The following is a 22,962-nucleotide window of genomic DNA, read 5'->3' on the forward strand; positions in this document are numbered from 1 at the left end:
CAACAAGCGGCAAATCTTCGACAATCAACAAACGACTGATGGTGAGGTAGCTCGAGGACGTCACAGTGCTGCGCGCCACGATCTCGGCGCAGACGGTGCAACCTCTCCCCGCCCTTTGCGGGGAGAGGTCGGATTGCGCAGCAATCCGGGTGAGGGGCATGGCACATACGAAGCCACATCATAGCTTCATCGGACTCATATATCAGCGCCTCTTGGCAGCACCACCCGTGCGGCTGCCCCTCACCCCGACCCTCTCCCCGCAAGAGCGGGGCGAGGGAGCGTACCGCCGGTGCGGCTGCAGGCGGGTTCTTATCAGTAACGACTGACGGTCACCCCTGATCGAACTTCTTCGCCAGCCTGGCGCGGGTGATGTGGCCGATCTGGTCGACCGCGTTGGCGATTTCGGTGTCCAGGTCGTTGCTGATCCGCCGCTCCATTTCGGCGACGACCGAGGCGCGGTCGGCGTGCAGGGCAAGCGCGACGATCAGCGGCATGCCGAACTTGTCGCGGTAGCGGCGGTTGATGTCGGCGACGCGCTCGAACTCGCCGCGCGACAGCGAGGTGAAGCCGAGCCGGCCCTGCTCGCCGACCGAATCCTGCGTCATCTCGCCGGCCAGCGCCTCGCGCCCGGCGAGCTCGGGATGGGCGCGGATCAGCTTCAACTTCTCGTCCTGACTCATGGCGCGGACGACGTTCATCAGGGTCGAATGCAGCGCGTCCGCGGAATCGTCGAACGCGGAGAGCCCGGCGCTGTAGGCACGCGCGGCGATCTCGGGCGTATGCTCGAAAATGTCGCCATAGCGCTCGACGAACAGCACGCGCGACATCTGCGAGGGGCGCCACACGCCGGTCGGCGGATGCGTGCGGATCCAATGCCGCGCGATGTCGAGCCGGGTCGCGACCCAGACCTTGTCGTGGCCCATGATGTAGTCGAGGAAACGCGCCAGCGCGGCCGCGCGCCCGGGGCGTCCGACGAGGCGGCAATGCAGCCCGACCGACATCATGCGCGGCGCTTCTGCACCCTCGGCATAGAGCGTGTCGAAGCTGTCCTTCAGATAGGCGAAGAACTGGTCGCCGGCATTGAAGCCCTGCGGGGTGGCGAAGCGCATGTCGTTGGCGTCGAGCGTGTAGGGCACGATCAGCTGCGGGCCATGCGGTCCCTCGATCCAATACGGCAGCTCGTCGGCGTAGGAATCGGCGCTGTAGACGAAGCCCTGCTCGTTCAGGACGATGTCGAGCGTGTGCTCCGACGTGCGGCCCTGATAGAAGCCGAGCGGCCGCTCGCCGGTCAGCTCGGTATGCAGCCGGATCGCCTGCTCGACATGGGCGCGCTCGTCGGCCTCCGAGAAGTCGCGATAGTCGATCCATTTCAGGCCGTGCGAGGCGATCTCCCAGCCGGCCTCCTTCATCGCCGCGACGGCCTCCGGGTTGCGCGCCATCGCGGTGGCGATCGCAAACACGGTGACGGGCAGCTTGCGCGCGGTGAACATCCGCCAGAGACGCCAGAAGCCGGCGCGCGAGCCGAACTCGTAGATCGACTCCATGTTCATGTGGCGCTGGCCCGGCCAGGCCGCCGCACCGACGATCTCGGAGAGGAACGCCTCGGAGGCGGCGTCGCCATGCAGGATGTTGTTCTCGCCGCCCTCCTCGTAGTTGATCACGAACTGCACGGCGATGCGGGCATCGCCGGGCCAGCGCGGATGCGGCGGCGTCCGGCCGTAGCCGACCATGTCGCGCGGATAGGAATCAGCAGTCATCCGTCTCAGCTCCCGCGATAGGTCTGATAGCTCCAGGGCGTCGCGAGCAGCGGCACGTGATAGTGCGCAGCGGCGTCGCCGACCGTGAAGCGGAGCGGGATCAGGTCGAGGAACAGCGGCTCCTCGGCGGCGAGGCCGTGCGCCTTGAAATAGGCGCCCATGTGGAAGGTCAGCATGTAGGTGCCGGCCGTGAGCTCGTCGCCGGCCAGCACCGGCTGGTCGGTGCGCCCGTCGGCATTGCTCCGGACCTGCTTGACGTGGCGCCAGGAGCCATCCGGCTGCAGCGCGTCGAGATCGATCGCGACGTCGGCCGCGGGCTTGCCCCTCACCGTGTCCAGAATATGCGTGCTCAGCCGCCCCATCGTACTCCCCTTGTGCTGCCGCCCGACCCTAGCAGCGCCGGGTTAAAGCTTCGAGCCGTTTTGCCGGTCACCACCGGCCCAAGGCGTGGTCACGCCCCGCTCGGGCCGAAACGCTCGACCAGGAAATCGATGAACAGCCGCACCTTCACCGACAGATGCCGGGTCGGCGGATAGATCGCATAGAGCGCCAGCGGCGGCGCGGTATAGCCGGGCAGGATCGCCGTCAGCGCGCCGCTGGCCAGCGCGTCGGCCGCGATGAAGCGCGGGATCAGCGCGATGCCCTGCCCCTTGATGGCGACGTCGCGCAGCACCTCGGCGTTGTTGACGCACAACGTCCAGGCCGGCTGGATCCAGTGGTCGCCATCGGCGCCGCTGAGCTTCCACTGGTTGCCGATCATCAGGAAGCCATAGGTCAGCGAGGTGTGACGGCGCAGCGCGTCCGGGCTCGCGGGCGTGCCGTGCTTGGCTAGATAGGACGGCGCGGCGCAGATCACGCGCTCCACCGGCATGATCCGCCGCGCCACCAGGCTGGATGATTCCAGCTCGGCGATCCTGAGCGTCACGTCGAAGCCGTCCTGCACAGGATCGAGCAGATCGTCGCTGAGCACGATCTGCAGCTGCAGTTCGGGATAGCGCCCCATGAAGTCGGCCACGACCGGCCCGAGCCGCATCGTGCCGAATGACATCGGTGCGTTGACGCGCAGCAGCCCGCGCGGCGCGGCCTGCGACTGGCTGACGGCTTGATCGGCAGCATCGAGATCGGCCAGGATCGCAACCGCGCGCTCGAAATAGCGCTGCCCGGCCTCGGTCGGGCTGGCGTGACGGGTGGTGCGGACGATCAGCTGCACGCCGAGGCTCTGCTCGAGCTCGCCGATATATTTCGAGATCGCCGAGCGCGACAGCCGCAGCTGACGACCAGCCTCGGCAAAGCTGCCGCTCTCGACCACCTTCACGAAGGCCCTGAGGCTGCCGAGCTTGTCCATGGTCTCCGGACCGCCATTGTCGCCAAATCGTAGACAGAGACGTCACAAGAGCACGGATTGTCTCCAAATCAAAGCAGTCCAATATGGCGTCCAAGAGTTCAACGGCCCTTCGGGGCCTCCCGACAGGAGATCCACATGCCCGGACTGCACCACGTGACCGCGATCGCCGGCGATGCGATCCGCAATTTCGGCTTCTACACCCGCGACCTCGGCCTGCGCTTCGTCAAGAAGACGGTCAATTTCGACGATCCCGGCACCTACCACTTCTATTACGGCGACGAGACCGGCCGTCCCGGCACCATCCTGACCTTCTTCCCCTGGGCCGGCGCGCGGCCGGGCCGCCGCGGCGTCGGCGAAACCCATCAGACCGCGTTCCGCGTGCCGCAGCGTTCGCTGGGCTACTGGACGCAGCGCCTCACCGAGAAAGGCATCGCCTATGAGGCGCTGGAGAAGCGCTTCGGCGAGTCCGTCCTGCCGTTCACAGATCCCGACGGCATGGCGCTGGCGCTGGTCGGCGTCCCCGGCGCGGAGAACGAGCCCGGCTACAGCAACGGCGACATTCCGGCCGAGCACGCCATCCGCGGCTTCCATGGCGTCACCCTGCTGCTCGACTCCGCCGAGAAGACCGCCGCTGTTCTCACCGACGTGTTCGGCTTTGCCGAGCAGGGTCGCGAAGGCTCGGTGATCCGCTTCAAGGCGCCGGGCGATGCCGAGGGCAGCGTGGTCGACATCTACGAGGCCAAGGGCTTTCTGCGCGGCGCGCAGGGCGCCGGCTCCGTGCATCACATCGCGTTCCGTGCCGCCGACGATGCGGCGCAAGGCGTGATGGCGCAGCAGCTGGTGGATCGCCACGGGCTGCACCCGACCGAGCAGCGGGACCGCAACTACTTCCGCTCGATCTACTTCCGCGAGCCGGGCGGCGTGCTGTTCGAGATCGCGACCGACATTCCGGGCTTCGCGGTCGACGAGCCGGTCGCCGAGCTCGGGCGAAACCTGAAGCTGCCCGCCTTCCTCGAGACGCACCGCAAGCAGATCGAGGGCGTGCTGCCCAACCTCGAGGAGGTCGCATCATGACCGGCAGACTGTCCTTCACGCACCGCTTCCAGCCCGGAAGCAACGCGGGAGCAGCGCCGCTGCTGCTCCTGCACGGCACCGGCGGGGACGAGAACGATCTCTTGCCGCTCGGCGCCACGCTGTCGCCCGGTGCGGCGCTGCTGTCGCCGCGCGGGCAGGTGCTCGAGCACGGCATGCCGCGCTTCTTCCGCCGTCTGGCGGAAGGCGTGTTCGACGAGGACGATGTGCGGCAGCGGGCGCTGCAACTCGGCGCCTTCATCGGCGAGGCACGTCAGCGCTACGGCATCGCAGCTCCCGTAGCGGTCGGCTATTCCAACGGCGCCAACATCGCCGCCGCGCTGCTCCTGCTGCAGCCGGACGCGCTGGCCGGCGCAGTGCTGTTCCGCGCCATGGTCCCGCTCAAGCAGCCGCCGGCCGCCAGGCTGGCGCGCAAGCCAATTCTGCTGCTGTCGGGCCTCGCCGATCCGATCGTGCCTGCCAGCAACTCGGCAAAGCTCTGCACCCAGCTGATCGACGCCGGCGCCGACGTGACCCACACGACGCTGCCGGCCGGACATCAGCTGTCGCAGGCGGACATCGCACTCGCCCGCGACTGGCTCGCCGGACTGCCGCAGGCGATTGCAGCCTGACCAGCATCTGCGCTTGCGGCTTCGATCGATCCTGATCGAGAATGCTTCCATCGGTGCCAGCATCGGCCCGTGCGGTTCGATGCTGGCGGAAGGTGGGAGGATCTGGCGAGATGGCCGTCGACAAGCTGTTCATCAATGCGCGGCTCGACCGCGGCGCGCGACATGCGATCACCGTCGATGCTGGCCGGATCAGCGGGCTGCTGGCCGAAGCCGAACGGCCCGACGCGCGCGAGGTGATCGATCTCGGCGGCGCGCTGGTCGTTCCCGGCTTCGTTGAGGGCCACATCCATCTCGACACCAGCTTCTACGGCGATGCCTGGAAGCCGCACAAGCCCTGCACCAACGGCTTCGACGTGCATGAGCGCGTCACCTTCCAGGCGCAGAACATGGCCGCGGCCGCGCCGATGGACGTGCGCGCACGCAACCAGCTCGACCTCTGCATCGGCCACGGCACCACGCGAATGCGCAGCCACGTCATGGTCGACGGCTCGGTCGGTCTCAAAAGCCTTGAGACAATCCTGCGCGTGCGCGAAGAGTATCGCGACCTGATCGAGATCCAGCTGGTCGCGTTTCCGCAGAGCGGCATCCTCAAGAGCCCGGGCACACCGGAGCTGCTCGACGAGGCGATCAAACTCGGCGCGAACCTGGTCGGCGGACTCGATCCGGCGAGCTTCGACCGCGACGTCGAGAAGCATCTCGACGTCGTGTTCGGCGTGGCTCACAAGCATGGTGTCGACGTCGACATCCATCTGCACGATCCGGGCATGCTCGGACTGTTCGAGCTGGAGCAGATCGCCGCACGCACGCGGGCTCTGGACATGCAAGGGCATGTCGCGGTCAGCCATGCCTATGCGCTCGGCGATCTCGCGGCGGATCCCTTGAAGACAATTGCCGAGGTGCTGGCCACGTCAGGCGTTGCGATCATGACCAACGCCCCGGGCGCGCGGCCCTTCCCTCCGGTCGCGTTGCTGCGAGAAGCCGGCGTCACCGTGTTCAGCGGCAACGACAACATTCGTGATTCATGGTGGCCCTATGGCGACGGCGATCTGCTGAACCGGGCGATGATGGTCGGCTACCGCTCGGGCTTCTACATCGATGACGAGCTGCGTATCGGCTTCGACCTCGTCACCGACGCCGGCGCCAAGGCCTTGCGGCTGGCAGACTACGGCTTGCACATCGGCGCCCGAGCCGACTTCGTCACGCTGCATGCGGAGCACGTGCCGGAGGCGGTCGTTGCCGTGCCCAGGGGACGCGATGTCTACAAGGATGGCCGCCTCGTTGCACGCGACGGCCGGGTCCTCAGGTCAGGCGCCTAGGCTGCATCATTGCGCCGGTTCGACCGGCACCGACTCGCGCGGCGGCTCGGCGCGCGAGATGGTCGCGGCTTCGATCCAGCGCGTCACGGCAGAGAGTTGCCCGCCGGATTCACGGTAGGCCTGCAGCTGGTAGTCGGCGGAGCTGCCGAACTGCATGATGGTGCGGCAGCGCTCGACCTCTGCGAGGCAGCCGAGCGCCTCGGCATGCGGCGCGACATCGGCGATCATCCGGTTGAGGACCTCCTGGCCGGTGACCGGCCCCTCCTCGCTGACAAACAGGCAATCGGTGCCATAGCGCTGCGCCCGCCATTTGTTCTCGACCGCGATCGCCCGCTCGACATTGCCGACGGCGTCTGCGAGGTGGAGATTGAGAGACAGATGCCGCGCGAGCGCGCGATACAGCGACGCGACCGCGACGGCATCATCGACCGCGGTACAGACGTCGGGCGCGCGCAACTCCAACGTCGGATGGCGGAGCGACGGCCGCATCGCCCACCAGACATGGCTCTCGTCCGGCATCACTCCCGATGTGGTCAGCGCCGCGATGTAGCGATCGTACTCCTGCTTGGAGGCGAACAGCTCCGGCAGGCCGGTACGCGGCAATTCGTCATAGGCGGCGAGCCGGTAGCCTTTCAGGCCGGTCTCGCGCGAATTCCAGAACGGCGAGGAGGCCGACAGCGCGATGAACACCGGGATGTAGGGGATCATCGCGCGCATCACCGCAAAACGCTGCTCGGGATCGGGCAGTTGGACATGCACGTGCATGCCGCACAGCATGTTGCGCTGGGCGACGATGCGCAGGTCCTCCAGCATTTCCTCGTAGCGCGGCTTCGGGCTGGGCTGCGAGCTGCGCCACAGCGCGGTCGGATGCGTCGAGCAGGCCAGGATGGTGAGACCATACTGGCTGGCGACGCTGGCGACCTCGCGGCGCAGGAATTTCAACTCCTCGCGGGCGTCGCCCACATCGACATGGACGTTGGTCGCGACCTCGAGCTGCGCCTGCAGCATCTCGCGCATGGCCTGCCCACCGGTCGACCAGTTGGCCGCCTCGAACAAATCGTCTGGCGTCTGGATCGCGACGTCCAGCGTGCGCGCGTCGCAAAGGAAATATTCCTCCTCGATGCCGAAGGAGTATTCGGTGACGTCCTCGCTTCCGGTCGCGGAGCGGATCACGAGCCGCCGCTCGTCATCGCTCAAGTCCAGCCGGAGCCGTTCGAGAATTTTCGGGTCCAATCCCATGTGATCAATCCTGTCAGACGGTCAAATGCCCTGAGTCTGCAGCCAGGCTTCCAAGAGCGCCGCCTGCCACAATCGCGAGTGCCCCTTCGGGCTCATCTCGGCTTCCGGATTCTGCAGCATGTGGTCGATGAACTCGCGCCGATAGAGTCCACGCGTGCGCGCCTTGTCGTTGCTCATGACGTCGCGCACGTAGTCGAGGAACGGTCCGCGCAGATAGCGCAGCGACGGCACCGGGAAATAGCCCTTGGGACGGTCGATCACCTCTGCCGGCACACAGCGGCGCGCCGCCTCCTTGAGGATGTACTTGCCGCCATCCTTGACCTTCAGCTCCACCGGAATCCGCGCCGCGAGTTCGACGACCTCGTGATCGAGGAACGGAACACGGGCCTCCAGCCCGAACGCCATCGTCATGCTGTCGACCCGCTTCACGGGGTCGTCGACCATCATGATCTCGGTGTCGATCTGCAACACCTTGTCGACGGCTGAGGCACCACGATGATTGGCGAAGAATTGCTCAACCAGTTCGAGGCTCACGTCATCGCCGAGCAGATCGGGGGCAAGCAGCTGCTGCAGATCCGCATGCTTCCAGTCGAAATAGGCGTTCTGATATTGCTCGACCGGATCATTCGCCGAGAGGAAGCCGGGATACCAGCTGTAGCCGCCGAACACCTCGTCGGCACCCTGCCCGCTCTGCACCACCTTGACTCGCTTGGCGACCTCCGACGACAGCAGGTGGAACGCGACGGTGTCATGGCTCACCATCGGCTCCGACATCGCCGCGATGGCCTGGGGCAACGCCTCCAGTGCGCGATCGCCGCGGATCCTGATCTGCTCGTGACTTGTGCCGAAGGTGCGCGCGATGACATCGGAGTAGCGGAATTCGTCACCGCTGTGCGCGCCGACCGCATCGAAGCCGATCGAGAAGGTCCGGATGTCGTCATGTCCCAGCTTGGACAGCAGCGCCACCAGCAGCGACGAGTCAAGGCCGCCGGACAGCAGCACGCCGACCGGAACGTCGGCGACGCGGCGTCGGTCGACGGCGGCGGTCATGGCTTCCAGCACGGCATCGGACCATTCGTCCTTGCTCATGGCGCGGTCGGTCGGGCGCTGCTCGCCGACAATTAACTGCCAGTAGCGCTCGCGACGCTGCGTACCGTCGGGTTCGATGGTCAGCAAGGTCGCAGGCTCGAGCTTCTTGACCCCGTTGAGGATGGTGCGTGGCGCGGGAACGGCCGCATGGAAGCTGAAGAGGTGATGCAGCGCGGTTCGATCCAGCGACGTGTCGACGTCGCCACCCGCGAGCAGCGCGGGCAGCGAAGAAGCGAAGCGAAAAAAGCCCGGACCTTCGGTGTAGTATAGCGGCTTGATGCCGAGCCGGTCGCGCGCCAGCACGACACGGCCGCTGTCGCGCTCCCACACCGCGAACGCGAACATGCCCTTGAAGCGCTGCACGCAGGCTTTGCCCCACGCGTGGTACGCCTTCAGGATCACCTCGGTGTCGCCGTCAGAGAAGAAGCGATAGCCCTTGGCCTGCAGCTCGCTGCGCAGCTCGCGAAAATTATAGATGCAGCCGTTGAACGCGATGCCGAGCCCGAGCGCTGCATCGATCATCGGCTGCTGCGCGGCGGATGAGAGATCGAGGATGCTGAGGCGCCGATGGCCGAGCGCGATCCCGCCCTGCACGAACAGCCCGGCGCCATCCGGACCACGCGCCTGCATCGCATCGTTGACCCGGCCGAGCGCCGCGAGCGCGGGCTGACCGGAATGTCTGATTTCACCACAAATGCCGCACATCGCGGACCATCCAACTCCGTTCTTCTACATGCCTCCGATAACCCTCTGTGATCGCTTGCGTTCCGCGACGAGGCCGGCCTGGCCTGCGGCAAAAAGCGGAACGAATTCGGCAGGTGCGGACGCGCGCGCGACCAGCACGTGATCAGGAGGAACCTCGATCCAGTCCGGTTCCTTGTCATAGGGTTCGGAGACCGCGATCACCTGATCGCCGTCCTCGCGGTAGTAGAGCGAGTTGGCGCGATCGTTGGCAGCGAAACGGAACGCGTAGAGATCATGGCCATTCGACAGCGCCGAAGTGAAGCGCAGGTGCTCGCGCAAGCCATCCTCGTTGACAAGCTCACAGAGCGAGCGCAGGACCTTGCGCGTTGCTCCGATCGGATCCTGGTCGATGCCGGCGCCGACGATCGCGAGGAACACGGCCTCGGAGTCGGTCGTGCCGAGTCGCGACGGATAAAGCGCATCCGGAATCATCCCTTCGACCTTGCGCCGCAGCCGGTTCCAGCTGCCGACGAAGCCGTTGTGCATGAACAGCCAGCGGCCGCAGGCAAACGGATGACAGTTCTGCCGCGTCACCGCCGTGCCCGTCGCAGCCCGCACATGCGCAAAGAACAGATGCGAATGCAGGTGGCGGCAGAGATAGCGCAGATTCTCGTCCGACCAGGCAGGCCGCGTTTCGCGATACAGTCCCGGCTCCGAGTGATCGCCGTACCAGCCGAGGCCAAAACCATCGCCATTGGTGCCTGCGGTCGATTCGAGCGCGCGAATGCTCTGCGTCACCAGCGAGTGCTCAGGCTCCGTGACGTAGTGCTCGAACGCAGTCGTCTCTCCGCGATAGGCAATCCAGCGGCACATGCTTGCCCTCTCCCAACGGATGAAACGGATGAATTGAGCCGACCCGCGTCCGATGTCGCGCATGGCGAGGGAGGAACGCCTCAGACTGCGGCAGGTTCCCGCTGTTTGCCGCTGCGCGAACTCAAACGACAGGGACGACGACGTGCGCTCCTTCATGACGAGCGTATCGTCCTGCTGGACATGTCGTCGCACTTCATCCGGGGCAGACCACGTGGTCGCGCAGGTTCAGGTCCGGTCGAGCGAGGCGATCCAGTTGATGATCTCGGCCTGGCGCTGACGGTCATCGGCGATGTCCTGATCCAGCCCGAGGCGCCACAGGATATCGCGCCTGTGACGGTGATGCTGCAGCAGCGCCAAGTCCGACGCATAGCGCTCGAGCTCAGCCGCATCCGCAAAAAAGCCCTCGTTGACCAGCGGCTGACCGATGAGCAGCAGGACCCATGCGATGTCCTGGGGACTGAACTCGGGGTGATATTGCACGCCCCAGAATCGGCCACGGCCGCTGCGGATCTCCGCGGCCTGCACCTCGCTCATGGCGTTGCGCGCGGTCACCGTCACATCCGGCGGCAGCTTGGTCACGATGTCGCTGTGGATGGCCGGCGCATCGAACACGGCGTTGCGGGCGGCATGCAGAGGATGGCCCTGACCGACCTCTGTCAGCGTGATCTTGCGCGCGAAGCCGACCTCGCGGCCGGCCGGATTGAGCGAGACCTCGCCGCCGGCGGCGACGGATGCGAGCTGCAGCCCCCAGCACGAGCCGAACATCGGCACGCCCTGGGCAAAGATCTCGCGCACCAGCTCGATCTGACGCAGCGACTCCGGCTCCCGCTGATAGATGTTGAGAGCCGAGCCGGTGATGACGATGCCCTGATAGGCCTCGATCGGCTGCGGCAACCGCGCATCCGCGTCAGCCGGAGTGCAGATCTCGACCACCGCCTCCGGCGCCAAGGTGCGCAGCAGGTCGGCGTAGCTGTCCGACGGCGTGCTGCCCGCAACGTCGGCCCAGCGGCGGCGACCAGCCAGCGAGTTGCCTTCGAGCACGAGCAGTCTCATCGACGCCTCAATCTCCAAGTCGAACGAGCGCGAGTCACGGGCTCAGGACCTCGCGAAGAAAGCGCGCGGTCCGCTCGCGCACATCGGGACGGTTCAGGATGGTGTGCACGTCGGCGTCGACCACCATCACCTCGGCTTTCGGATCGTCCTTCAGCGCCGCGGTGCAGGACCCGGTGACGGAGCGATCCTTGTTCCACGGATTGACTGCCGAGAAGTAGGGATCGCGCGCCGAGATCGCGTTCAGCACCGGCTCTTTCGGGCCGATGCCGAGCCGCGGCGACGTGACGAAATAATTGTCCTCGCACGACCAGGAATAGATCAGCCGCGCGGCTGCGTCCTTGCCGGCGTAACGGCCGACCGCCACCGCGCCCTCGCTGGTGCCGGCGAGCACGACGCGCAAGCGGTCGACCCAGCTCCAGTCGCGCGACGCCTTGAGCGCGTTCTGCAGTTCGGCGAGCCGCAGGTCATGGACGCGCTCGTAGGTCGCGACGTCGATCGGCGAGGTATAGGTCAGCCGATCCGGAATCGCGAGGCTGTCGGGTGCGACCGAGGCGGCGCCGAGCTCGTCCGCGAGCCAGGCCTGAAACTCCTTGATGGCCGGCGCCACGCCGCTCGACCCGTGCATGACGACGACCAGCGGAGCGATGCCGATCACGTCAGGCGCATCCTCGGCATGCCCCTCCCAGCGCCGCCCGCCGGCCAGCGTTGCCGGCAGCACGAGATTGGCCTTCGCCCAGGTCAGCGCGAGATTCTCCGGCGACGGCTCCAGCACAGTGCCCTTGATGTCGCCGGGCTTGTCGGCCGCAGGGGCGCTCGTAGCGAGCAGCAGTGCTGCAGCGGCCAGCACATACCGGGACAACGTCATTGCCAAGTTCAACCTCTTACGGGGCACACCCGCGGGGTTCATCTCACGACATGGAGACCGGCACAAGCGTAACGGCCCCCGATGCCCGCAGGACGCCCATGCAGTCTCGCCGCCCGTTGGACGCCATCCTTGACCGGCCACTACCTGCCAAGATGGACCGCAAGGAATTCTTGCATCTCGGCGGTCGACCGCTCTGTGGCATCCGCATCATATTGCAGCCAGTGCCCGAAGAGGGACCGGCCGGGCCGGGGACTATCGAAGGAGTGATAGGCGCCGGGATAGACCTCGAGCTTGACCGGAGCGCCTTTGTCCGGACGCAGTGACATCCACTGCTGGCAGTTCTGCGCAGGCGTCCAATCGTCCTTGTCACCGATCAGAATGAGCGTTGGCACCGCGAGCCATTTCGAAGCGACGCTGCAGGCGGGATAATATGCGACGGCGGCCTTGAAGCTGAGATCATCCGGGACGTCGTAGATCTTCACATCGTGTGTCGAGGCAAGGCGCATCGCCGCCATCCCGCCCTGCGAGGAGCCGACGACGCCGATCCGCGTCCGGTCCACATACGGGAGCGACGAGAGATACGCCAAAGCCCCCCAGGCGTCGGCCTGGCGATCGGGCGCCGGACGTGTGCAGGCTTGCGCCAGGCCGCGGGGGCCAAAGCTATCGACCGCAAGCACCACGTAGCCCCAGCCGGAGAACAGCCGGGCGAAATGTTGGCGCGTCAGCTCGCTCAGTCCGGCACATCCGTGCAGGTAGACGATCGCTGCGAACGGGCCGTCGCCGGAAGGCTTCGACAGATAGCCGGAGATCGCCTGGGACGTCGCGACCACCATCTCGCCGCGCTCCAAGGCGCTGCGCTGTTGCAGCCGGCCGAGAACGTAGGACGCGGCGTTGAACGTGACCGGCTGATCGATGGTCTGGGCCGCGGCAGGTTGCTTCCAAGTGGTCAGAGCGATGAGCAGCGACGCAGTCAACCCGAACCGATGCATGCGCAAGAGCCTCGCGAGATCAGTTCCAGGTTAGGCCAGTCGCGTCGGGGTATCCATCGGGATTGGCGACTTCGCCGGCCCGGTTGATCATCAGCGCCGATCCCGGACCCGCAAATGCCAGACGCGATGGCGCGGGGTGATCGCCTCCTCCGCGAGGCCGCTCCAGACCGGGCGCAGCGCAGCCCGCGCTTCGAGCGCCCCGCCGCAATCGCGAACGACACGCAGCCGCGGCCGGGCTGAGGATCCGGCCGCCGACGTATGAACGCGCACATCTGGAGCGCTCTCGGTCTCTGCCGGCAGCAAGGCGGCCAGCGTGGCCCTCAAGCCCCGGAGAAGGACGACCACGGCACGCGACGGGCGCCCCCAGCGAAATTGCTGCGGCCTGCGCGCGGCACGGCCATCCGCGCGCGAGCGGCGGGCGCGCTGGTCGCCGGCCGACGTCCCGTCCTTGGAAGGAAGCATCACTCGAAACGAATCTTCTGCCGGACCGGCCGTAATCAACAAGTTGCGCATGGGTCTCACCTTGATCTCGGAACAGCCGACGCAGCGGCTGAATTCGCCGCGACCATCGCGCAGGAGCGGTGACGGCAAGCTGTTGCCGGATGTCAGCGACATGTCAGCTCGCCGTCCCACCTGGTTCCCTCCTACTGCCGCGCGGCGCGCGGGGCTTCGCGCTTCAGCTGCTCGAGCGCCTCGGGCATCATGCGGCCGAACATCGAGCTCAGCATCGCCGTCGGGATCAATCCCGAGTTGCCGCTCTCCTGCCCCGGCCCGCCGGACATCAGGAATTGCGGCACCAGCGGCTGGTTGATCTTGGTCAGCGCGTCGGCGAACTTGGCGAAGTTCTGCTCGGCCAGCCTGAACTCGGGCCCGCCATAGGCATCGACCGCGAGCTTTGTGGCCTGCGCATTGGCCGCACCGACCGCCAGCGCACGATCGGCTTCGCCCTGGCCTTCCAGCCGCGACTGCTCGCCGACCGCGGCGGCCGTCACCTTGCGGGTTTCGGCATCCTTCTGCGCGCGGGCGAGCGCGGCGGCACCCTCGTTCTCATTAACCTGGATCTGGATCAGCGATTGCGTCAGCGCAGCTTGCGCGGCAGCGGTCGCCTTGGCCTCGTTGAGCGTGCGCTCCTGGATCGCGGCCTTCTCCTGCTCCTGGAAGGTCTCGACCTGCTCACGCGCGACTTGGCGCATGCGCAGCTGGATCAGGATGTTCTCGATGGTCTGGTCGCCGGGTGCCGCGCGCGGCGTGCCGATCAGCACCTCCTGCAGTTCCAGCGAATAGCCCTCGAACTTCACCTTCATCTGCGCCGCCGACTCCTCCTGGATGGCGGCGCGGTTCTGCAGCAGCTCGATCAGGGTCATCTTCTGCGCGACGTTCTTGAAGAACGCCGAGACCATCGGGTCGAGCGTCTGCTCGACCAGCTTCTTCACGTCGCCGAAGCGCTGGATGATCATCGGCGCCTTCTTGTAGTCGATGTGCATCACCACCGAGAGCGGCAATGTCGGCTCGAACGCGTCCTTGGTGATCAGCGAGATCTCCGACAGGTTCTCGTCGAGCTTCATCGCTCCGACCTCGCCACGCACCCATTTGAGGATGAAGTTGACGGTCGGGATGATCTCGATCTTGCCGGCATAGGTGTTGAACGCGTATTTGCCCGGCAGCAGCGGATCCTTCCAGACGCCGCGGCCGCCATTGGAGACCAGCTCGCCATGGCGATAGGTCTCGCCGGACACGTCGGCCATGCGCGGGCCGGTGTAGAAGATGACGACGCCGACATTGCCGACCGGGATGATGGTCTTCGGCACGTTCTCGACGGTGGCGAACAGGCGGTTGATGTACCAGGTGCCCTCGACGATGACCTGCAGCTGACGGCCGCGATGGCCGCCGGCGGCGAGGAATTTCTCCGGCTCCTGAAAGTTGTTGTGGAAGGTCGCGGCGTCCCGCAGCTCGGTGCCGACCTCGGGCGCGATGATCTCGCCGGGAGGCAGCGACGGGCCGTCATGCACGGTGACGATGCCGACCAGGTCATGATCGGCCGCCAGGATGACGGGCGTGAAGCCCCAGCGCTCGGCGATCGTCAGCTGCATGGCGTCGAGCACGATGCGCTCCTGATCGCTCAGCGCGTGGCCATAGACGCGCTCGTCGGTGATGATGGCGAACTGCGTCGTGTTAATCGCATAGGTGCCCTCGCGCAGGAGCTTGCGCTGCGGGCCCTTCTGGCCGCCGGCCAAGAGAAAGCGGCGCGCGTCCTGGAAGTCGCTCCTGTCGTCGCTGTCGTTGGCGCCGAGCACCTGCGAGGCGCCGAGCGGCGCGCCGTCGCGGGCAAAGACGTAGGCGATCTTGCCCTGGCCGACCGTCACGAGATCGGAGGTGTGGATGCGGTACATGAAGGGGAAGAGCAGGTGCAGGCCGCCGCGCAGCACCTCCGGCTCGAAGCCGGCTTCGCCGTTCAGCGCGATGAAACCATCGGCCACGGAGCCGCGGATGCTCCAGAGCTTCTCGACGATGCCGACCTGGTTGTTGGGGATGTAGCGGATGACGTTGGAAAGCTTCAGCAATGCAAGCAGCGCAATGACCGCCCCGGCCGCGAGGGCCGGCTGGATCAGAGTGGTGATGTCCATGAGGGGTCTCCAAGTCGCGCATGGCCGGGGCGGCTGTTGCCGCCGCGCTGTCACCGCGCGCGATCATGCCGATCGATGTCGGCGGGCGGGAAGTTAGGCTTCTCCCGGAAATTTCAAAGGCCGTTGCAGCCGAAATATTTCGTCTCCCTCACGTGAACCTTCGCACCGATCCGGCGACTCAGTCCCCCTCCAATGTGGCGGCGACCAGCGCCAGCACCTCCGGCTCATCGAACGCGGCGGCCGTCAGCGACGCGCCCGCGGCGATCAGCGCGTCGTGGGCCAGATTGGTGCGCATGCCCACGGTGACGAGACCCGCGGCGGTTGCGGCCGTGATGCCCGCACGCGAATCCTCGAAGGCGATCGCGCGATCGGGCACAGCGCCCGCAGCGCGCAGGCCTTCCAGGTAAGGCAGCGGGTGCGGCTTGCCGTGCGGCAGCTCGTCGCCGATGATGACGGCACTGAAGCGGCCGGTGATGCGCAATCCCTCCAGGATCAGCTCGGCATTGGCGCGCGGCGCATTGGTCACCGCCACCACCGGGATCGACGCGGCTGCGGCCCGATCGAGCAGCGCCATCAGGCCCGGCAGCGGCTGCACCGCGCCGGCCGCGAGGCTGCGAAACACCGCCTCCTTCTCAGCCATGATTGCGGCGCGCCGCTCCGGCGGCTCGTTGGGCAGAAATTCGGCACCGATCGACGCATTGGAGCGTCCGAGCAGTTCGCGTGCCGCACGTGCGCGATCGAACACGTGACCATAAGGACCAAACACCGCGTTGAACGCCTCCAGATGCAGCGCATCCGTGTCGGCGAGCGTGCCATCGATGTCGAACAGCAGCGCCTGCTGTCTGTTAAGAACGCCTCGCATCAGCAAATTGACCTCAAACTCATCCGGATGTTGACGCGATCTGATCCAACTCTCGACCACAGCCAGTGTCGTTATCTCTGAAACGGCGTGAAACCGCGACGGGGGAAATTGCGATGATCGGCCATTTGAAAGCGACGTCCAGGTTGGGTTCGATAGCGAAGCTCGCCGCCTCTGCGGCGCTGCTTTCGACGATGATCTTCGCAGGCTCCGCAACGGCGCAGGCCGCGTCCGACGACATGGTCAACGGGAAATACTGCAACTCCTGGTGCAAGGCCTACCTGTCCTGGTCCAATCGCATGCTGGCGGTCACCCAGTCCTACACGCGGCCGCAGGTGCGGGTCGCGCTGCCGCAGTCCATGCCGCAGCGGGCGATGGAGCCGTCCATGCCGCAGCGCGCGATGGAACCGTCCATGCCGCAGCGGACGATGGACAGGGCCGAGAAGATGGACCCGATGATGCAGCCTCAGACGAAGCCGCGTCGGCCCGCCAACCTGAACTCGTACGCGCAGTTTCCCGCCGGCAGCCATGCCGCGGCGGCGACGATGGACCGGTCGTCCGGCGACGACGGCTCGGCGGCCTATGCCGGCGCGCAGATGGGGCGCATGCTCGCGGCCGAGGCGCCGACGCCCGCAATCGCAGGCTTGCGCGGCACCACCGCCCAAGGCCCCGACATGCGGCTGGTGTCCATGACCGACACGGGTATGACCGGCATGGCCCAGGAACCGCGGACGGTCGGCGAGGCCTCCGGCAGCACCCGCTCGCGGCTGCCGTCGGGCTGGATCATGCTCGCCACCGGGGCGCTGCTGGCGTATTTCGGCTATGGCTGGCTGAAGCGGCGCAAAGAGGCGTTCGACGACATCAATTGACGGGCCCTTGCCGGACGGCCCCGCCGTCCGGCAATACCTGCCGGGAACCATTCCGGACAAAGTGATCCAGAAAGTGATTCCAGGCCGCCCCTCGCCGGGCGGCGCTCGGTTGAACTCGCCAGCCCCTGGCTCTATGCGTGAGCGATGAACATCGCCCTCACCGCCAAGCCGCTGAGTTCCTGGCCGCGCCATCGCGCCGATCTCCGACCCGCGCCGTTCCTGCCCATGAGCCGGAAGGAGATGGACCAGCTCGGCTGGGACGTCTGCGACATCGTGCTGGTCACCGGCGACGCCTATGTCGACCATCCCTCGTTCGGCATGGCGATCATCGGCCGGCTGCTCGAGGCCCAGGGCTTTCGCGTCGGCATCATCTCGCAGCCGGACTGGCACTCGGCCGAGCCGTTCAAGGCGCTCGGACGCCCGCGCGTGTTCTTCGGCGTCACCGGCGGCAACATGGACTCCATGGTCAACCGCTACACGGCGGACCGCCGCATCCGCAGCGACGACGCCTACACGCCGAAGGGCGAAGGCGGCAGGCGACCGGACCGCTGCACGCTGGTCTATGCGCAGCGCTGCCGCGAGGCATTCAAGGACGTGCCGGTCGTGCTCGGCGGCATCGAGGCCTCGCTGCGCCGGATCGCGCATTACGACTACTGGTCCGACAAGGTGCGCCGCTCGGTGCTGGCCGACGCCAAGGCCGACCTCCTGATCTACGGTAATGCCGAGCGTGCCGTGATCGAGGTCGCGCACCGCATCGCCGGCGGCGAGCCGCCGAAGACCATCGAGTCGGTGCGTGGCACCGCGCTGTTCCGGAAAGTCCCCGAAGGCTACGTCGAACTGCACGCCGACGATCTCGACTCCGCCGACGAAGGCGCGGCGCGCGAGAAGGGCGATGTCGTCATTCGGCTGCCGTCCTGCGAGCAGGTCGAGGCCGACAAGGAAGCTTACGCCCGCGCCTCGCGCGTGCTGCACCGGGAGAGCAATCCCGGCAATGCGCGCCCGCTGGTGCAGCGCCATGGCGACCGCGACCTCTGGCTCAACCCGCCGCCGATTCCGCTGACCATGGCGGAGATGGACGCGGTCTACGACCTGCCCTACGCCCGCGCGCCGCATCCATCCTATGGCGACGCCAAGATCCCGGCCTGGGACATGATCAAGTTCTCGGTCACGATCATGCGCGGCTGCTTCGGCGGCTGCACCTTCTGCTCGATCACCGAGCATGAGGGCCGCATCATCCAGAGCCGCTCGGAAGGCTCGATCCTGCAGGAGATCGAGCGCATCCGGGACAAGACGCCGGGCTTCACCGGCGTGATCTCCGACATCGGCGGCCCCACCGCCAACATGTACCGGATGGCGTGCAAGGACCCGAAGGTCGAGGCCGCGTGCCGACGGCCGTCCTGCGTCTTCCCCGAGATCTGCCCGAACCTCAACACCTCGCATGACGATCTGATCCGGCTGTATCGCAAGGTGCGCGAGGTCAAGGGCGTCAAGCGCGTGATGGTCGCCTCCGGTGTCCGCTACGATCTCGCGGTCGAGAGCCCGGCCTACATCAAGGAGCTCGTCACCCATCACGTCGGCGGCTACCTGAAGATCGCGCCGGAGCATACCGAGCGCGGCCCGCTCGACAAGATGATGAAGCCGGGCATCGGCACCTATCATCGCTTCAAGCAGATGTTCGACGCCGCCGCCGCGCAGGCGGGGAAGAAGTACTATTTGATCCCCTATTTCATCGCCGCCCATCCCGGCACCAGCGACGAGGACATGATGAACCTCGCGTTGTGGCTGAAGAAGAACCGTTACCGCGCCGATCAGGTCCAGACCTTCCTGCCGTCGCCGATGGCCACGGCCACCGCGATGTATCACACCGGCGTCAACCCGCTGCGCGGCGTCCGCCACGGCGGCAGCGACAAGGTCGAAGCCATCAAGGGCCTGAAGCAGCGCCGCCTGCACAAGGCGTTCCTGCGCTATCACGACCCGGACAACTGGCCCGTGCTGCGCGACGCGCTGCGCGCCATGGGCCGCGCCGACCTGATCGGCTCGCGGCCGGATCAACTGGTGCCGGCGCATCAGCCGCCGGGAACGGGCAAGGCCGCCGTCACGCGCCGTCCTGTCCGGCCCGAGCCGCGCCCGCAGCGCTTCACCACCAAGGGCGTGAAGATCAGGAAGTAGGTCCGACGGCGCGGTCTTGTCATGGAGGCACGCCCTCGCATCCCCTCCGCTGTCGTCCCGGGCTTGACCCGGGACCCATAACCACAGGGAGATGTGTTGGGCATATCCTGAGCCACCTTCCTGCCTCACACGTCCGCCGGTGGTTATGGGTCCCGGCTCAAGCCCGGGACGACACCGAGTTTGTTGTAGCACCGTTCCAACTCACACCCTCCGCCGTCATCCCGGACGAGCGCGCAGCGCGCGCGAAGATCCGGGATCCATAACCACAGGAAGACGTGTTGGGCACATCCTGATCCACCTTCCTGCCTCACACATACGCCGGCGGTTATGGGTCCCGGCTCAAGGCCGGGACGACACCGAATTTGTAGGAAGGCCGTGCCAACTCACAGGCATGACGAGCACAGCGCGCGACACGCCGCACGCCTCGCATCCACTGCACGATGTTTGCAAACAGCCCACCGCAGCCCCGCGGCGCATCCGCGCCCGGGTCGTGCTGCAGACATCGCCCTCGACAATGAGAGGGCGCGGGGAAGACCGGACCTCGACTGAGGCCCGTGGCCCGCCTGCAGAAAAAAATGCAGGCGGCAGGTACCACAGGTCCAGCCGGACGACCCGGCCTTCCCCGCGCGCTGGTTTTAACGGCTGCTTCGCGATCTCCCTGGGGACCGGGCTTTCTTGCCCCCATCACCGGCGAGACGCCGTTAGGCATCATCGACCGGCTTGACCTCAGCGTCGGGAGGCCAGGACCACGCGACTTGACCGTACGTCCCAGGCTCATTCGCCGGCCCGCTTGCGCGAAGCCCCGAGCCCGACACGTCCACCGCTCCCCGCTGCTACGCTCCGTGACGATCGGCCGAAACGTCCCTCTTCATCGCAAACGGGATGGCCGAGAACATCGACCTGATTTGCCCGACGTGGCAAGCTGAGCAGCGTGCGACAAACTGGCTCGACGGGCAGTTTGCGCATAACTGGGATGCGGAGGCTGGTGGTCCGGGGGAGCCAAGCAAATAGGAAACGATCTACTTGGTTGGCGGAGAGCTGTCCCAGGAATTGCCGACGTATTCATTGTTACTCTCAGATAAGAGCCACCCATCATAGTTCAGGCCACGACACACATTATGACTAAAACTGCACTGCCAAACGTAGACACCAGCGCTCGTGACCCGATCCATTCTGAACATCGACCCACTTGATTGATTGCGATTGAATGAGCACTTACGAAACATTATGTGCTCCACATCACCAAAAAAGCTGCACAAATCAAACTCACGATTATTGGCGAACACGCAACCCGTAAACGTAATGTTCTTACTGTTTGAAATATTGAGAATTCCGTAGGAACAGTCGCGAACTGTCGAATTGTCGATATCAACGTCTGCACAATTTTCAAACTCAAAGCCATATGTCCCCGACCCGTACAAGTCGCAATTTCTAATCTTCACTTCATGACAATTCACAAACTTCAGAACACCACCCTGGCAGTATCCAGCGCTGACATGCCCTAACGTCAGGCCCGCTATCGTGATGTTCCTGCAATTCTCGAAAGTAATAACCCAAGAGTATTCCGGTTCGGCCAAGAGCGCAGCACCATCACCTTCAATCTCAAGATTTTGAGCCCCCACAATAATGAGCTCTTTGCCATCAAAAACGCTATTCCACTTCACACTTTCGGTAGAAAGCGGGAAGCCATCATTGATTAGAAGTTCGGCATTATTTATGCGGACTCTCCGGTGAGATGAAACAGTCTGCAGTAAGTCTCGAACTGTATTAACCGAGACTGGCGGCAGTTGCTGTGTCGGCTCAACAACGTCCACGGGCTTGTGAATCAGACGGACCGGCTCTGACATTTGGCTTGCATCGAAAAAAAGCTGGAAGTCGACAAACGTTGCCTTCAGCAATTCATCGCGAAGGACCTCCACAGTTGAGACGTCTAAGGTCCACCCGAGTGCACCAGTCTCGTGGTTCACAACACCTGCCCCCATTGTCAAGGTGCCATGAAACGATACGTGCAAAGGCTTTGTTCGCCTGGCCGGACTGTTCACAGGCTCAATTCGGATCAGCCAATTGTCGCGCAATACATATGGATGAACTGCAAAAGCGGGCTTCCGTTTGAAGAATGCTTCAATATAGCGCTCAGCTATTGGCTTTAGGACCCATGTAGCAAGTGCGGTAATGACCGCAACAACTGCTGTGGTTAGGTCGATCTGCATTCCCAATACACCCATAACTGGAAGGAGCGATGATTGGTCCACTCATCAATCGGGCACGACAGATCGATTCTTCAATTTTTGGTTAGGATCGAAGCTGACTTCATTTTGCTACATCGCGCGCTCAACAAATAGGGCCTATTTGAAATACGCGAATTAGCGACATAATCAGCTGCTCCGCAACCGCTTCGACCGCCCTAGCCTCGACCGCTTCTCTATCGGCTTGTCAATCTGGCCGTGGTGGCCAGCCTCCTCAAATGCGATCGAGGGTCCTGCCTAGCTCGCGCTTCGCGATCTGGAAATCGTAGTTGGTCTGCAGATTGAGCCAGATCTCCGGCGTGGTGTCGAGCGCCTTGGCGAGCCGGAGCGCAGTGTCGGCTGTGATACCGGTCTGCTCGCTGGCAATACGCTCGATCCGGGTCCGCGGCAAAGCGCAGACCTTAGCCAGCGCGCCCGCGGACATTCCGAGCGGGACCAGGAACTCCTCACGGAGGACCTCACCAGGATGCATCGGCTTCAGCTTCTTCGTCATTGCGTCGCCTTCCGACGGTCGTCCACGGTCATCATATCGGCCGGCCGGACGAAGCAAGTCCGGCACTACCGAGCCAAACTAGCAGCTCGTATCTCCTCCGGCCCAGCGGTAGATGTGGCTGCTCAGCGGGGCCGCCCATGGGGTTGGCGACCCTGATGGTCACGCGCGATCCGGAGCCGGATTTTTCGATGCGCGCCGCGACGAAGTAGTTCATCTTGATCCCATAGCTGCCGGCGACCAGGCGAAACTCCGCGAAGCCGCGGTCGCGGTGCAGCTCGCCTTCGGACTCGATCTGTCCATGGGTCGGATTGGACACGTGCTGGCCGGGCGGATAGCAGCGCTTGCCGGTCTCGTTCAGGCGCCGGAAGATCTCCTCGTAGCTCTCGGAAAAGCTCCGGCTGTCGGCCACGTCGCGCGAATTCAATCCCTCCGGCGACATCGAACATCCACCGACCACCAGCACGGCGATCGCCGCCGCAGGCAGAGCTGCCTTGATACCCATCGTCCATCCCCCTGCGCCATCGACCGCATCGCCCCCCGAGCGATCACCGGGCCACCGGATTCACATACGTCGGTTCGCTCGTGCCGGACAAGAGCCAGACGGCAACACGCGGGCACGCTGCCCGTGATCATCGTCGAGGTTGAGTTCAGGGCCCGATGACGAGCGATCCGCTCGATCGGCTTGTGACGGGCGATGGGAAGGTCGCCGAACCCGGGGGCGCGACCTCGCGATATTGCAGCACCACGACACGCCGCGGTTGAGATAATTTTAAGACACCCTTCGCTTTG

Annotated in this window: 20 protein-coding genes; 5 read left to right on the forward strand and 15 right to left on the reverse strand. The window is 65.3% G+C overall.

Features of this window, described 5'->3' with window-relative positions; all coding sequences use genetic code 11:
• Window positions 1–329: 329 nt before the first annotated feature.
• The 3 genes from puuE to ACQR07_RS21245 form a co-directional block, all read right to left on the reverse strand.
• Window positions 330–1,757 (reverse strand): allantoinase PuuE, encoded by a 1,428-nt coding sequence (gene puuE / locus ACQR07_RS21235; protein ID WP_434904114.1) that lies wholly within the window; start codon window positions 1,755–1,757, stop codon window positions 330–332.
• Between the two features lie 5 nt (window positions 1,758–1,762).
• Complete coding sequence (gene uraH, locus ACQR07_RS21240; RefSeq protein ID WP_434904115.1) at window positions 1,763–2,119, reverse strand: hydroxyisourate hydrolase; 357 nt, start codon at window positions 2,117–2,119, stop codon at window positions 1,763–1,765.
• 89 nt (window positions 2,120–2,208) lie between these two features.
• Entirely contained in the window at window positions 2,209–3,102 is an 894-nt protein-coding gene (locus ACQR07_RS21245; RefSeq protein ID WP_434904116.1) for a LysR substrate-binding domain-containing protein, read from the reverse strand.
• Window positions 3,103–3,237: 135 nt separating this feature from the next.
• Between ACQR07_RS21245 and ACQR07_RS21250 the strand changes: the two genes are divergently transcribed.
• From ACQR07_RS21250 to ACQR07_RS21260, 3 genes are all read left to right on the forward strand, one after another.
• Complete coding sequence (locus ACQR07_RS21250) at window positions 3,238–4,176, forward strand: ring-cleaving dioxygenase (protein ID WP_434904117.1); 939 nt, start codon at window positions 3,238–3,240, stop codon at window positions 4,174–4,176.
• Complete coding sequence (locus ACQR07_RS21255; RefSeq protein ID WP_434904118.1) at window positions 4,173–4,805, forward strand: alpha/beta hydrolase; 633 nt, start codon at window positions 4,173–4,175, stop codon at window positions 4,803–4,805. Before ACQR07_RS21250 ends, ACQR07_RS21255 begins: the two co-directional genes overlap by 4 nt.
• Window positions 4,806–4,915: 110 nt before the next feature.
• Window positions 4,916–6,121, forward strand: a complete 1,206-nt coding sequence (locus ACQR07_RS21260) for an amidohydrolase family protein (RefSeq protein ID WP_434904119.1) — start codon at window positions 4,916–4,918, stop codon at window positions 6,119–6,121.
• A 6-nt stretch (window positions 6,122–6,127) separates the two neighbouring features.
• Here ACQR07_RS21260 and ACQR07_RS21265 read toward each other — a convergent pair whose 3' ends face one another.
• The 9 genes from ACQR07_RS21265 to ACQR07_RS21305 form a co-directional block, all read right to left on the reverse strand.
• Window positions 6,128–7,360, reverse strand: a complete 1,233-nt coding sequence (locus ACQR07_RS21265; protein WP_434904120.1) for a carboxylate-amine ligase — start codon at window positions 7,358–7,360, stop codon at window positions 6,128–6,130.
• A gap of 21 nt (window positions 7,361–7,381) precedes the next feature.
• On the reverse strand, window positions 7,382–9,154 hold the full coding sequence (locus tag ACQR07_RS21270) for an N-acetylglutaminylglutamine amidotransferase (protein ID WP_434904121.1): 1,773 nt from the start codon (window positions 9,152–9,154) through the stop codon (window positions 7,382–7,384).
• A gap of 24 nt (window positions 9,155–9,178) precedes the next feature.
• Complete coding sequence (locus ACQR07_RS21275; protein ID WP_434904122.1) at window positions 9,179–10,006, reverse strand: class II glutamine amidotransferase; 828 nt, start codon at window positions 10,004–10,006, stop codon at window positions 9,179–9,181.
• A 225-nt stretch (window positions 10,007–10,231) separates the two neighbouring features.
• Window positions 10,232–11,059 carry a type 1 glutamine amidotransferase gene (locus tag ACQR07_RS21280; RefSeq protein WP_434904123.1) on the reverse strand — a complete coding sequence of 276 codons (828 nt, stop codon included), beginning with the start codon at window positions 11,057–11,059 and terminating at the stop codon, window positions 10,232–10,234.
• 34 nt (window positions 11,060–11,093) lie between these two features.
• Window positions 11,094–11,924 carry a hypothetical protein gene (locus ACQR07_RS21285; protein WP_434904124.1) on the reverse strand — a complete coding sequence of 277 codons (831 nt, stop codon included), beginning with the start codon at window positions 11,922–11,924 and terminating at the stop codon, window positions 11,094–11,096.
• 140 nt (window positions 11,925–12,064) lie between these two features.
• Complete coding sequence (locus ACQR07_RS21290; protein ID WP_434904125.1) at window positions 12,065–12,913, reverse strand: dienelactone hydrolase family protein; 849 nt, start codon at window positions 12,911–12,913, stop codon at window positions 12,065–12,067.
• Between the two features lie 90 nt (window positions 12,914–13,003).
• The gene (locus ACQR07_RS21295; RefSeq protein ID WP_434904126.1) at window positions 13,004–13,528 is read right to left on the reverse strand and encodes a hypothetical protein; all 525 of its coding nucleotides are present in this window, start codon (window positions 13,526–13,528) and stop codon (window positions 13,004–13,006) included.
• Between the two features lie 29 nt (window positions 13,529–13,557).
• Window positions 13,558–15,537 carry an SPFH domain-containing protein gene (locus ACQR07_RS21300; RefSeq protein WP_434904127.1) on the reverse strand — a complete coding sequence of 660 codons (1,980 nt, stop codon included), beginning with the start codon at window positions 15,535–15,537 and terminating at the stop codon, window positions 13,558–13,560.
• Window positions 15,538–15,715: 178 nt separating this feature from the next.
• The gene (locus tag ACQR07_RS21305; RefSeq protein ID WP_434904128.1) at window positions 15,716–16,405 is read right to left on the reverse strand and encodes an HAD family hydrolase; all 690 of its coding nucleotides are present in this window, start codon (window positions 16,403–16,405) and stop codon (window positions 15,716–15,718) included.
• Between the two features lie 107 nt (window positions 16,406–16,512).
• On the opposite strand from ACQR07_RS21305, the gene ACQR07_RS21310 reads away from it, so the two are divergent.
• On the forward strand, window positions 16,513–17,265 hold the full coding sequence (locus ACQR07_RS21310; RefSeq protein WP_434904129.1) for a hypothetical protein: 753 nt from the start codon (window positions 16,513–16,515) through the stop codon (window positions 17,263–17,265).
• A 144-nt stretch (window positions 17,266–17,409) separates the two neighbouring features.
• Complete coding sequence (locus tag ACQR07_RS21315; RefSeq protein ID WP_434904130.1) at window positions 17,410–19,434, forward strand: YgiQ family radical SAM protein; 2,025 nt, start codon at window positions 17,410–17,412, stop codon at window positions 19,432–19,434.
• A gap of 1,019 nt (window positions 19,435–20,453) precedes the next feature.
• On the opposite strand, the gene ACQR07_RS21320 is transcribed toward ACQR07_RS21315, so the two are convergent.
• From ACQR07_RS21320 to ACQR07_RS21330, 3 genes are all read right to left on the reverse strand, one after another.
• Window positions 20,454–21,644: a right-handed parallel beta-helix repeat-containing protein gene (locus ACQR07_RS21320; protein WP_434904131.1), complete on the reverse strand. Its 1,191-nt coding sequence runs from the start codon at window positions 21,642–21,644 to the stop codon at window positions 20,454–20,456.
• 250 nt (window positions 21,645–21,894) lie between these two features.
• Window positions 21,895–22,173 carry a HigA family addiction module antitoxin gene (locus ACQR07_RS21325; protein ID WP_434904132.1) on the reverse strand — a complete coding sequence of 93 codons (279 nt, stop codon included), beginning with the start codon at window positions 22,171–22,173 and terminating at the stop codon, window positions 21,895–21,897.
• Window positions 22,174–22,204: 31 nt separating this feature from the next.
• Window positions 22,205–22,675 carry a hypothetical protein gene (locus tag ACQR07_RS21330; protein ID WP_434904133.1) on the reverse strand — a complete coding sequence of 157 codons (471 nt, stop codon included), beginning with the start codon at window positions 22,673–22,675 and terminating at the stop codon, window positions 22,205–22,207.
• Window positions 22,676–22,962 lie beyond the last annotated feature (287 nt).

This window comes from Bradyrhizobium sp. HKCCYLS20291, assembly GCF_051167715.1.
Classification (GTDB): Bacteria; Pseudomonadota; Alphaproteobacteria; order Rhizobiales; family Xanthobacteraceae; genus Bradyrhizobium.